The organism is Mesorhizobium sp. WSM4849 (assembly GCF_055811385.1).
Genome location: NZ_JBVVPW010000002.1, coordinates 249870 through 261970 on the forward strand (window position 1 = coordinate 249870; position 12101 = coordinate 261970).

Below are 12101 nucleotides of genomic sequence, written 5' to 3' on the forward strand. Positions count from 1 at the left end.
GTAAATGCGCCGGGTCGCTTAGTACCGTCGGCCACAACAAGGCTTGGGAGGGTCCGTCACTTTGGTTCCTGCCGCGCCATGACACGGAGCTTGGAACTGTGACGGCACATGCGACCACCGAAGGATTTAGCGACTACAGGGATTACCGTACCTGGTATCGCGTAACCGGAGATCTCAACTCGGGCAAGCTGCCTTTGGTCGTCGCTCACGGCGGGCCGGGCTGCACCCACGACTATGTCGATTCTTTCAAGGAGCTTGCCGATACCGGGCGGGCCGTCATCCACTACGATCAGATCGGCAACGGCAAATCGACCCATCTGCCCGACAAGGGCGGCGACTTCTGGACCGTCGATTTCTTTTTGGGCGAACTCGATGCGCTGCTCGCTCGCATTGGCATTACCGAGCGCTACGCCCTACTCGGCCAGTCCTGGGGCGGCATCCTCTCGGCCGAACATGCGGTGCGACGCCCTGCCGGGCTCAAGGCATTGATCCTGGCCAATTCGCTGGCCTCAATGGCGCTATGGGTGGAAGGCGCGCTGCAATTGCGCGCCGGGCTGCCCGCCGATGTGCAAAACGCGCTTGACCGGCACGAGGCAGCCGGGACCACCGATCACCCGGATTATGTTGCGGCTACCAAGGCGTTCTATGACCGCCACGTCTGCCGTGTCCTTCCAACCCCGCCGGAAGTAGCCCGGACATTCGCGGCAATCGAGGAGGATCCGACGGTTTATCACACCATGAACGGACCCAATGAATTTCACGTCATCGGCACCATGCGGAACTGGACCATCGTCGACCGCCTGCATCTGATCGAGGCGCCGACCCTGGCGTTCCGCGGATTCTACGACGAAGCGACCGAGGCCTGTGTCCAGCCCTTTCTCGATCATATTCCCGATGTCGAAGGCATTGTCTTTCCGAATTCCAGCCACATGCCGCATGTCGAGGAGAAGGACGATTGCCTCGCCGCCGTCGAACGCTTTGTGGCCAAATACGATTGAGGTCCGCGCCCCACAGCAGCCTGTCTTTGCACAAGCTTATCGTGCAGGGCCTGGCCATTGCATTCATCCTGATGCGTTCCGTCGTTCCTTGAGCGCCTGGGCCAGGAAATCCTTGACCGGATCGAGAACCGCGTCCCGTTCGTGGGCTACCCCGGGCAGCAAATCAAAGCGCACCCGCACACCCGCTTCCTCGAAAGATCGACACAACGTCCCGAGGCGTTCCGGCCGCGTCCGTCCGGCATCGTTGGCGCCCGGCATCCAATGGGTGCTGCCCTCGATATGCGTGATTTCCCAAGTCTCCAGGTCGGCATCGCCGACGATCATCTGGACCGGCACTTTTGCCAGCGCTGGGGCATCGAAGGTGATGCCGAACTTCTCCGGCAGGTCGCGAATGCCCACCCACCAATCCCGCGCGGGATCGAGCAAGGTCACAGAGCCCGGCGCGCCGATCGACGCCGCCCATAGCCTATCGGGATGGAGGATGGCGAAGCGGTGGGTGAATTGCCCGCCGCCGGAAAATCCGAACATGGCGAAGCGGGTCCAGTCCTGACGGTATTTCGCCACGACTTCCTCTATTATGGCGAGCAGCACCTGATCGTAGCGGATGTCGCCCTCGATCATGTATTTGTATCCGCTGCGGGCGTCGTCGCCGAGAACGCCCATTGGAAACACCGGGCACAAGATGGCGCAGTCGTTCCAGCGTCCGAACTCGGCGAACGCGTCGCGGAAACCCAGGAACGAGGTGCGGCCAGTGCCGTGGACGGCCACCAGCAGGTCGACTTGGGCGCCTTCCCTAACCGCGGGCGGTACATACAGACAATAATGGAAGCGTGGGTCTGATTTGGAAGCAAAGATGGCGGTCGCGCCAAGATCGTATGTAGCGCGACCGCGATCCGCAACGGACCCCGTGGTGATGTTCGTCAACTCTACACCTCCTCAGACAGTTTTGGCATTCATGGCTAGCGTATACTGGTCGGCCCGCGTCGTGAACTGGAAGGTCCTTTCAGGCAGGCAGCCACGATGAGGACCTCGCATCGGAATCAGGGCGACGTCGTTGAAGACGATCTCGCTAAGTTCCGAGAGCATCTTTTCGCGCTTGCCATCGTCCAGCGTCAGCTTAGCCACAGCCAGTTCGCATCGAGATCGGGATTGGAGTAGCATCCCGAACTAGCGATACCCATACCAGCATCCGGGTTCTGCGTCGCGGCCAGCGCTGTCATCGGGTTAGGGTTTCGCCCGTGGTGACGCCCGAGGAGTCCAGATTGGTGCTGAAGTCATGGGCCTCCGCTTATCGGCATAAACCGACCAGCAAAAGCGAACTGGGCGGCAGGTAGCCCAGACAGCCCATCGTATTTCCGCCGCCCTTGGCTTTCGCTCGCCGGCTGCCACTGGGTTAGCGAGCTGAACCGGTGCCAAGCATCACACGACCTCGCCAGATTGCGACGAGGGGTGTATCTCCGGAACGGTGAAAACCGGCACCTCGCCCTTGAAGCCTTGGAGTTCAAAGGCGCCCGCCTGGACAACCGGCATCGATGCTCCTTGGGCAAATCCGGGACCAAGCACCAGGGGGATGCTCAGCTTTTTGGTCGTTGACTCGAGCCGTGCCGCGCGGTTCACCGGCGAGCCGATCGCGGTGTAATCGAAGCGCCGTTCGGAGCCGAAATTCCCTACGGAGCAGATGCCAGTCTCGATGGCGACGCCGATTTCGATAGGGGGGTGCCTGCGCGCGGTGAACGCGGCGTTTTCGCGCTTCACCCGTTCGATCAGGGCGAGCCCCGCTTCGAGCGCGCGCTCGCGATGATCTGGCTGATCAAGCGGCGCGTTCCAGAAAGCTAGCACGGCATCGCCCATGAACTTATCGATAGTCCCATCGCGCTTGAGTATCTCATCGGTCGCAAGGCCGAGGAAGTGGTTGACCACCTTTCCGATTTCTTGGGCATCGAGTTGTTCGCTCATCGTCGTGAAGCCGCGTATATCACTTAGCAGGATTGTGATCTCGCGCTTCTCTCCGGACAGGATCGCTTCGGTATCCGAATTTGCCAGGCGCTGCACCACGGAGGGCGACAGAAATTGCGAAAACTGCCGGGCCAGGGTGGACCGGCGCTGCTCGCTGCGCCTGTAGAGGGCATAGCCTTCGAAGCCAGCTACGAGGATCGTCGCAAGCGCCGGCTGCAGTGGATCGTAGAGCACACCCTGCAGGCTGTATTCGAGAGCGCCAAACACGAAGGGCGTGGCTGCCAGGAGCGCCAGAGCGAATGCGCCAAGCACGACCCGCTCGGCGAGCACTCCAGAAAGCCCGATGAAAACGATGCCACTGAGGACAAACCAGAGCCGCTCGAGCATTCGCGCTTGCGCAGGCTCTACTAGATAGCGCCCGGCAAGCATCTGGCCGATTGCATCTGCGTGGATGTCGACGCCTGGTCGCGCCGGACGCGTCGGGCTGGGCAAATACTGGGTCAATCCCACGGCCGACAGGTCAATAATCGCGATGGCATTCCGCAGCAGAGGATCGCCGTGGCCCGAAAGGACATTGCTGGCAGATATGCGCGGCGTATTGGTGTCGGTTTCCCAGAGGCGGATGCTACCCTGCGGCTCGAGCGGCACAATGCTGCCGGACATCCTGAGTGCGTCAAACCCGGCGGCATTCATTCGGGCTACGAAGCTGTTCTCTCCGGCGTAGAGGCGTAGGAGTTCCACTGCGAAAGAAGGCCAAAGCTGCACGCCTTGATCCGTATTTCGAAGCCAGAGCAGCGGCACATGGCGCAATACGCCGTCGGGATCGGTCAAAGTGCGAATTACCCCAAGGCCTGCAGCGGCGCTCGAGAAATCCGCAAGCGAGCCCGTCAGACCGGTGAAGCCAGGAAGCGTCTCGGGTACTTGCCCTACGATCGACCAGCCGGCTTTGGGCTCTGCTTCTGAAACCGTTGCCTCATTGCCCAGGCTGACGGCGAGCATGGTTCGATGTTTCGCCAGTGCCCGGGCGAGGCGCATGTCTCCAGCGATGCCATCAGGAGAGGTGTCAGCCTCGGGCAGCACCAGCGCAAGCCCGATCACGGCGGCACCAGACTCGGTGATACCATCGACCAGATCGGCCAAAAGGCCACGATTCCAAGGCCATCGCCCATATGCCTTAAGGCTCGCGTCGTCTATCGAGACAATTACAACAGGATTGCTCGTCGCCTGGCGCGGGGCGAGGGACTGGTAGAGGTCGTACGTGCGCTCGCGCAGACGCGACAGCGGCCCATCGAAAGCAAAATGGCAAGCGAGCAGCAAGAGTACGACCGCAAGACCAGGTATTTTCCGCCTGGCAGCCCGCCGCCAATCAGCCAAGGGGCTCATGCCGGTCGGCCGGCCTTACCGGCAGTCGGGAAAGCAGTCATCATCCTCATCCACCCCGCTGCCTACAGGGGGCGTTGGGCTGTCAGGGAAGTCCATGACCAATCCTGGCAATGAGCCGTCGGCGGACTTGCAGGCTTTGAGCGAGCTGCCGAGTGCTGACGCACAAATCGCGCTTACGTTCAGCCCCGGACCCGGCTCGCCAGGAAGGCCGGTGCCGGCTATCCGATCGATGCTGTCCAATATCGGGAAGGCGTCGATACCACCATAGCCGGTCAGCAGTTTGCCATTGTTCGACGTGCAGGCGTGGCCCGGGTTTGTGATCACGAGCCTTTGGCCATTCATCATGCAGGTCATGCGGCCAGCGCGCAGTATGCCGACGGTCTGACCAGCCATCACAAGCACTTCGATGATGCCGCCTCTGGCCCCGAGCACCATGTGCGGCGTCGCAACCTGCATGTCCCCGCCTTTCGAAACCTGGCCGCCGTAGAAACGCGCCAGGCCGCTGTTCATCCCGATGCCGATCTTTCCTGACCGGGAGCCCGGATTGTAGACGAATTCATCGATCGTCAGCCTGGTGTTCGGACCAATCTTGGCGCTCGACTCGTCCTGGAACACGAGCATTCCGAGACCGGTGGTATTGCTGCGCAGCTGGTCGCCGAGTGCGACGCCAGCGCCGACGTACATCGCCTCGCCGCCATTGCGGAAGATGTTGGTCTGATAGGCCGTCATGGACCCGACCGTTTCAGCGGCAGATGGTGCCGCAAAGGCAAGGCAGGCGATACAAGTGGCGATCTGACGATATAGGGTCCTCATCGCGACCTCCTTCAGTTGAGCGTCAACGTGTAGCTCACGAGCAATTCGAACGAATTTCGGTCGCGACCAGCGATATCGAAGTCGGTTTCGCGATAGGCGAGGTCGGCACTGATCTTCTGCCACTCCGTGAGCTGAAAATCGCTTTCTGAGGCAATGAGCCAGAAGTCGCTGTCTATGTTCGTGCCGATACCGATGGACAAGTCGGGCGTGTCGCTGTGACCGGCCGAGAAGGCGACCTGGTGAGACCATACGAGAAGGTCCGGTACTTCCATCACTATGCCGCCGTAGCGGACCTCTCCCATGTAGCCGCGGCCGATTTCGCCAACTCCGGAGGCGAAGTCATTCGAGCCGACCAGGCGCAGTCCGAGCGCCTGGCCATTGCGGAAGCGGTAGCTGCCGCCTGCCTCATAGAAAACCCCGCTATCGGCGAAGATGCCTTTCGAGGCGCTTAGATCGATGTAGCCGCCACCCGCGAAAAGCGTCGTCTCGACCGTGGGGCGCACGAGCAAGCGTCCACTGAGACCGACGCCGGTCTCGTGGATATCGCTGTCGAAGCGATCTGTGACGGCGAACGCGGAAAGCAGCAGCCGTAGCGAATCGATGCCACTGTTGGGCAGTCCCTTGTCCAAGGTAATCGCCGCGTCGCCTTGGATAAAAGTCTCCTCATCTCCGGGAACCGAGAGGTTTTCGGTGAAAAAGCGATCTGTCGCCGCCAACGAGCCCGACAGGACAAGCGCGTCAGCACTTGGCGTGCCGAGGTCCCATCGGACAAAGCCTTCCGCCCGCCCATAGGGCGAGACGAAGGTGCGGTCGTCTTCGGCCCCGCCCGGCTCAAAATCGGTGGATGCGCTGAACATGCCGCCAGTCAGAGCGATCTCCCAGGTGACGCCACGTAACGCCAGCTCGATGCGGGCGAGCAGGCGAACGGCTTCCTGCTGCTCATCTGCGGACAGGTCCCCGATCTCGACGCCGTACTGCACCTGCCGTCGGGCCAATTCATAGGAGCCGACATTGTAGTACAACCGGCCGGCCGCGAGGCGGGCGCGCGCATCGCGAGGATATCTGATGAGATACTGCTCGATTGACGAAATCGCCTGATCGTACTGCCCTGCATTGACGGCGACCGTGACGAATTGGGCTAGCGTCGCGTTGTCAGTCGGGTTGGCAATGCGGGCCGAAAACGCATCGTCATAGGCCGGATAGAGACCTTGTGCGCCGGCCGGCAATATGCCGGTACAAAGCAGCGCCGCGGCGAAGCCGAGGATCATTGAAAACGAGGAATGCATGCCGAGAACCCACCCAAACCCGACTAGTGCAGCGGATCTAGCACGCCGCCACGAAAAAAAGCGACAGAACTGTCGCGGGACCTTGCGAGTCTTCAGCAGCTGTTGCAGCTGCGCAACAAACTATCGGATTCATTCGCATTTCTCCTACGCTGGTTGGCCAAACATCTTTTCAGCGTTGCTGGACCAGAGAAAGTATTCGCTACAAACGGCAACTAAGACAAATCATAATCAGCCGTGGATTGCGCAGCCCACAAGATCAATATTGTTTGCGCGATTCTGCACGTATCTGGCCAACGCCTGACGCATCAGGGTCAAATGTGGCTCATCCGAAGGTCTTCGGTACAGTCGGTCCGCCCGATCGCCAGCACGGCACAGCACGGCGCCCGGCGCTCAAGCGGCGCGACGGACTACAGCACCAACATAGTGGCCAGCCCCAGCATCAGGCCCATGCCGACGATATCGGTCACGGTGGTTAGGAAGATCGCCGAAGCCACGGCCGGATCGGCGCCGACCCGCCGCAGGCCCAACGGGATCAGCACGCCGGAGATTCCGGACATAAGGCATGAACCGCACATGGCCAGCAGGATCACAAGTGCCAGCATGGGCGCCTGGGATGCCGAGTCCGGCTGCCGTGAAGCGTAGAACCACATGGCCGCAGCCGCCACCAGACCGACGAGCAAGCCGTTGGCGATACCGAGCGCCCCCTCCCTCAGCACAAGGTGCAGCTTTGGTCGTTTGTCCACATCCCCTAAGGCGAGGCCACGCAGCGTAATAGCCAGCGCCTGGCAGCCGGTGTTTCCGCTCTGTCCGGCCAACACCGGGAGGAACGCCGCCAACGCGACGATCTTCTCGATCGTGCCTGCGAACGAGCCGACCACGAAAGCGGCTATGAAGGCCGTCAGCAGGTTGAGCTGCAGCCACGGATGACGGTTCAAGAAGGCTGAAAACAGCGGCGTGAAAGAACGCTCCTCCTTCTGGACACCCACCATCTGGCCAGGCTGGGCAGAAATCTCGATGATTTGCTGCTCGAACAGCCGCCAGCCGCGAACCTGCCCGAGCAGCCGGTTCTCCACGTCCACCACGGGATAGACGGGGTAGTGACGGCGTACCGCCGCCTTGCAGGCTTCGCCCAAAGGCACATTGACGTGAAGGGCGAACGGTTTCGGCAGCATGATCTGATCTACCGTGGCGGCCGGTTCGCTCAGCATCAGATCGCGCAGAACCACCAGGCCAACGAGTTTGTCGCCCTCGTCCGTGATGTAGAGGTAAGTCAACTCGGTCGGCACCTGGGCTCGTCTGACGGCCTCCACCGCGGCGGCTACCGTCGTCCCGACATGAACGCTGGCGGGGATCGGGTCCATCAACTCGACGACGGATCCGCGGACCGCGATATCCTTGCCGTCGCTATGAGGCTTGATAGGCCTCATATCCGGAGGCAAATGCTCCGCCACCTTCCGGGCGTGCGTATCCGGCAACAACTTTAATACGTCTCGGATGAACTCGGGAGATTCTCGGGCAAGCAATTCAGCCGCGTCGTCAGGTGCTCGAGCACGCAACGTGCGCACCGACTTCTCGAAGTCGTTCTCTTGCCTCATCTGTTCCCCCAATCTTTAATATTGCGCCTCTGAACGTGTAGACAGGAGCGGTTCGCTCTGGCGCGCGCAGTGGCCCAGTGCCTCGATCCGGAAATCTCGCCTTCTCAGCGCGCAGAGTAGACCGACCCCGACAAATCTGAGCCATTGCGTGGGTGCATACAGGCGGGCTGTAACGTCAGCGTGTCGCCAAGAGAATTGACGTGTTGCAGAACTTCACAGTCGATTCCTGGGCTCTGCGAGCACGTCGCAACCCCATCAACGAAGTAAGTTCGGCAATGGGCCGTCGTGGCCTGCTCATTGGGGTGCGCTCAGCCCGACAGTTCGCGGTGTGAACGGCCGCGATTTAACCTGGGAAGATGGTGAAACCGCCGTCGACGCGAATGACCTGCCCGTTGATGAAACGCGCGCGCGGACCGGCGAGGAAGGCCACCGCTTCGGCGATCTCTTCAGGCTCGGCATAGCGGTTCAGCGATTTCTTGCTCGAATCCATGCGCTCCGGATCGACCACGCGGCTCGCCTGGAACCGTGCCGTCTTGGTGGCGCCCGGGCTCACCGCGTTGATGCGCACGCCGTCGTCGATCAATTCCTTGGCAAGGCAGCGCGTATAATGGACGACGGCCGCTTTAAGCGTGGAGTAGACCACCTCCGGCGAGCATCCGATATGCGCTGCCGCCGAGGCAATGTTGATTACCGAGCCTGAGCCGCGCTTGACCATAGGCGGAATGAACGCCTGGCAGACCAGCATCGTGCCGATGAGATTGTTGTCGGTCAGCACCTTGATGTCTTCATAGTCGATGTCGAGCGCGTTGTTGGGACTGGGCTTAACCCCTTTGGCGCCAATGTCCCCGCCGGCGCAGTTGACCAGAACATGCACATCGCCGAGCTCCGCCTCGATCTTCCTCTTCATTTCGGCAACGGCTTGCCTGTCACCGATGTTGCCCGTAACCGCGGTTACCCGTGTCCCATGTTTTTCCAGGCCTCTGGCGGATTCGCCGAGGTCTGCGAATTCGCCATACTGTGATGGCCGAGTCCAATCGAGATCATGGATCGCGACGTTTGCGCCAAGTTCGGCCAGGCGGTCGGCCATGACGCGGCCGAGGCCACGTCCCGAGCCGGTCACGAAGGCAGTCAGGCCGCTGAGTTCTCGGGCAGTCATGCTGATTTCTCCATTGCAATGAAGTCGAACTTCTTCATGTTAGCGGCGCTGCGCCGGATCATGTCGAGCTCATACGAAACGAGCGCACCGTCATCGTCGCGCTCCCATGGCGTCCGGTAGTCGGCGTCGTCCGCAAGGCGGTTTACGCGCGCAGCACTCAGGCAGGCCGCGAACTCGCGCGCAGTCTTGGGCGCATATCCGTTCCACCAGTCGTCGGTCAGACAGCGAACGTGGCGTGCCTCCAGTGCGCCCGGCTCGAGCGCAGCCGTCAGCGTGTCGTGGTGCTCGGCGAGGATCGCTGCCAGTTCGGCGAATGGCACGGCGCCGTCGCCGATCGCGCAGCGGACCAGACGATAGCCCTCATCCGTGAACTGCACGCGATAGTCCTTGAGGTGGACATGGCGGACATAGGGCGCGATCCGCCGCGTGAAGGCAAGCGGTGCCTCGCCGACGGGAAACGTGTTGCCCGTATCGTAGGTGATGCCGGCACCGGGCCCGCCGAGTTCGCAGAATGCGACCAGTTCGTCGCTGCCGAAGTCCTGATGGTTCTCGATGCCGAGCACCCGGCCCTCAGCCGCCGCACGCGGCCCCCATTCCGTCAGGGCAGCGCGGATCGTCGCGTTGAACTCGTTCCATTTCCCACCCCAGACGTTGCGGTCACCGCACAGGACGGGGGTCAGTGCGATACGGATCGTTGTCGCCTCGAGCAGGCGCGCAGCCCGAAACGCGTTGTCCAACGGACCGGCCACGATAAGACCGCCGCTGACCACCGGGACGAGGTCGAGCGCGGCCAGACGCCTGCGCAGCTCGACGACCTCGGCGTCCGGCAAGTCGGTCAGCCATGGTTCGTAGATCTCGAGCGTGCGTGCGCCGAGTTCCTGCGCAAGCGCTATGAAGCCTTCCAGCCCCGCCCCATCCGGATTGTGCCGCGGCGTACCGCGCCCCTGCAAGCCGAGATGGTAGGTCAGTCCGTAAGGGTTGAGACCGAGGCGAAGCATCAGTTTGGCAGTCCCGTTGAAAGATGTGGAAGCGATCGCATCAGCGCAGACCGGCATCGACGGTGATGGACTGCTTCGTGATCATGCGGCTGTCATCGGCTGCAAGGAAGAGCACGGTCCGTGCAATCTCCTCGCCCAGGAGGACGCGGCGGATAAATTGCCGCTGCACCGTCTGGTCGATTGCGTCCTGCGTCTTGAACCACAGCTCGCGCTGCCGCTCGGTGATGACGGCACCGGGTTCGACTGCATTGACGCGGATGTTGTCGGATCCGAACGACCGCGCCAATGCGCGCGTCAGCGCCACCACAGCCCCCTTGGCAGTGGCATAAGCTACCATCTGGTCCGCGCCGAAACGCCAGGCGATGGAAGAGAAGTTTATGATCGAGCCGAAGCCGAGTTCCTTCATATGCGGATGTACCGCCTGCGCAGCGAAGAAGTGATGCCGGAGATTGACGTCGAAGCTGCGGTCCCAATATTCGGCCGTCACCGCGTCAACGGGATGGCGCTGATCATCGGCAGCGTTGTTCACCAGGACGGCGACCGGACCAAGCCGCGCGCACACGCCTTCAACCGACGCCTGCAGCGCAGCGACGTCGGTCACATCGCAATGGAGGTACAGGGGAGCTCGCCCGCCGGCACCGCTGAGCTCACGGACCAGCGCCTCTGCGGGCCCATCCTGCACATCGAGAAAGGCCACACGGGCGCCATTCGAGGCAAAGGCGCGGACCATATCGGCCCCGATCCCGGAGGCGCCGCCGGAGATCAGCACGACGCGATCGGTCAAGCTCGGGTAAGTCGCAAATTGCATGGACATCAGATCACAGAAGCGCCTTGGTTGTTGGATCGAACAGACAGGCGCGCGACATGTCGATGCCAAGCGTTATCGTCTCGCCCATGACGGGAGCGTCATCCGGCTCGAATCGGCCGGTGATCTCCAGGTCCCCTAGCCTGAGGACGGCAAGCGTCTCGGCCCCGGTCGGCTCGACCAGTTCGACCGGCGCCTTCATGGACTCGACAGCAGGTTTGCGCGACTTCAGGTCCGCCGTGAAACGGTAGATATGTTCCGGCCGAACACCGAGCACCACGTCCTGTGGCGCACCGGCGGGCAAAGGCGCGGCAAGGGCAAGAGTAGCGTCGCTGCCGTCAGCGGCGCGTACCGAGATGCTGGTTGAGCCCGTAAGCCGGGCGGGGATGAAATTCATCGCCGGCGATCCCATGAAACCGGCCACGAACATGTTGGTCGGCCGGTCATAGATCCGCTTCGGCGTATCGAACTGCTGCACCGAGCCCTGGTTCATCACCGCAATGCGGGACGCGAGCGTCATCGCTTCGACCTGATCATGGGTAACGTACACCGTCGTCTTGCCGACGCGGTGGTGCAGCTTCTTGATTTCGGTGCGCATGTCCACGCGCAGCTTGGCGTCGAGATTGGACAGCGGCTCATCGAACAGAAACAGCTTCGGGTCGCGTACAAGGGCGCGCCCCATCGCAACGCGCTGCCGCTGCCCACCCGACAGCTGCCCAGGCTTGCGTTTGAGCAACTGCTCGATCTGCAGGAGTGCGGCAACCCGCTTTACGGCTTCCGCTTGCTCCGCTTTGGGCACGCCTCGGCTTCCCATGCCGAAGGTGATGTTCTGGCGCACCGTCATCGTGGGATAGAGGGCGTATGACTGAAACACCATCGCTATGTCGCGGTCCTTGGGCTGCACGGAATTCACCAGCCGGTCGCCAATCCAGATCTCGCCCGACGTGACGGTTTCCAGGCCAGCGATCATGGCGAGCAAGGTTGACTTGCCGCAGCCGGAGGGACCGACAAGGGCGATGAATTCCCCGGTCCGCGCCTCGAGATTGATGCCGGCCAGAATCTCGAGCCCGCCATAGCTCTTGTGAAGGTCGCGGATCATCAGCGCGGACAT

General features: G+C 61.8%; 11 protein-coding genes. 1 reads left to right on the forward strand and 10 read right to left on the reverse strand.

Annotated elements, in window-relative coordinates; genetic code table 11:
• Window positions 1-98: 98 nt before the first annotated feature.
• The gene (locus AC0L3L_RS03035; RefSeq protein ID WP_473636504.1) at window positions 99-998 is read left to right on the forward strand and encodes a proline iminopeptidase-family hydrolase; all 900 of its coding nucleotides are present in this window, start codon (window positions 99-101) and stop codon (window positions 996-998) included.
• A 63-nt stretch (window positions 999-1061) separates the two neighbouring features.
• On the opposite strand, the gene AC0L3L_RS03040 is transcribed toward AC0L3L_RS03035, so the two are convergent.
• From AC0L3L_RS03040 to AC0L3L_RS03085, 10 genes are all read right to left on the reverse strand, one after another.
• On the reverse strand, window positions 1062-1922 hold the full coding sequence (locus AC0L3L_RS03040; RefSeq protein WP_473636505.1) for an alpha/beta hydrolase: 861 nt from the start codon (window positions 1920-1922) through the stop codon (window positions 1062-1064).
• Window positions 1923-1934: 12 nt separating this feature from the next.
• Window positions 1935-2123, reverse strand: coding sequence for a hypothetical protein (locus AC0L3L_RS03045; protein ID WP_473486170.1), 189 nt, complete (start codon window positions 2121-2123; stop codon window positions 1935-1937).
• A 294-nt stretch (window positions 2124-2417) separates the two neighbouring features.
• Window positions 2418-4271, reverse strand: a complete 1854-nt coding sequence (locus AC0L3L_RS03050; RefSeq protein WP_473636506.1) for a CHASE2 domain-containing protein — start codon at window positions 4269-4271, stop codon at window positions 2418-2420.
• Window positions 4272-4352: 81 nt separating this feature from the next.
• Window positions 4353-5150, reverse strand: coding sequence for a FecR family protein (locus AC0L3L_RS03055; RefSeq protein WP_473636507.1), 798 nt, complete (start codon window positions 5148-5150; stop codon window positions 4353-4355).
• A gap of 11 nt (window positions 5151-5161) precedes the next feature.
• Window positions 5162-6436, reverse strand: a complete 1275-nt coding sequence (locus tag AC0L3L_RS03060; protein WP_473636508.1) for a tetratricopeptide repeat protein — start codon at window positions 6434-6436, stop codon at window positions 5162-5164.
• Window positions 6437-6843: 407 nt separating this feature from the next.
• Window positions 6844-8031, reverse strand: coding sequence for a magnesium transporter (locus AC0L3L_RS03065; protein ID WP_473636509.1), 1188 nt, complete (start codon window positions 8029-8031; stop codon window positions 6844-6846).
• Between the two features lie 343 nt (window positions 8032-8374).
• Window positions 8375-9187 carry an SDR family NAD(P)-dependent oxidoreductase gene (locus tag AC0L3L_RS03070; protein WP_473486176.1) on the reverse strand — a complete coding sequence of 271 codons (813 nt, stop codon included), beginning with the start codon at window positions 9185-9187 and terminating at the stop codon, window positions 8375-8377.
• Window positions 9184-10185: a sugar phosphate isomerase/epimerase family protein gene (locus AC0L3L_RS03075; RefSeq protein WP_473636510.1), complete on the reverse strand. Its 1002-nt coding sequence runs from the start codon at window positions 10183-10185 to the stop codon at window positions 9184-9186. Before AC0L3L_RS03075 ends, AC0L3L_RS03070 begins: the two co-directional genes overlap by 4 nt.
• A gap of 40 nt (window positions 10186-10225) precedes the next feature.
• Window positions 10226-10993 (reverse strand): SDR family NAD(P)-dependent oxidoreductase, encoded by a 768-nt coding sequence (locus AC0L3L_RS03080; protein ID WP_473527534.1) that lies wholly within the window; start codon window positions 10991-10993, stop codon window positions 10226-10228.
• Window positions 10994-11003: 10 nt separating this feature from the next.
• Entirely contained in the window at window positions 11004-12101 is a 1098-nt protein-coding gene (locus tag AC0L3L_RS03085; RefSeq protein ID WP_473636511.1) for an ABC transporter ATP-binding protein, read from the reverse strand.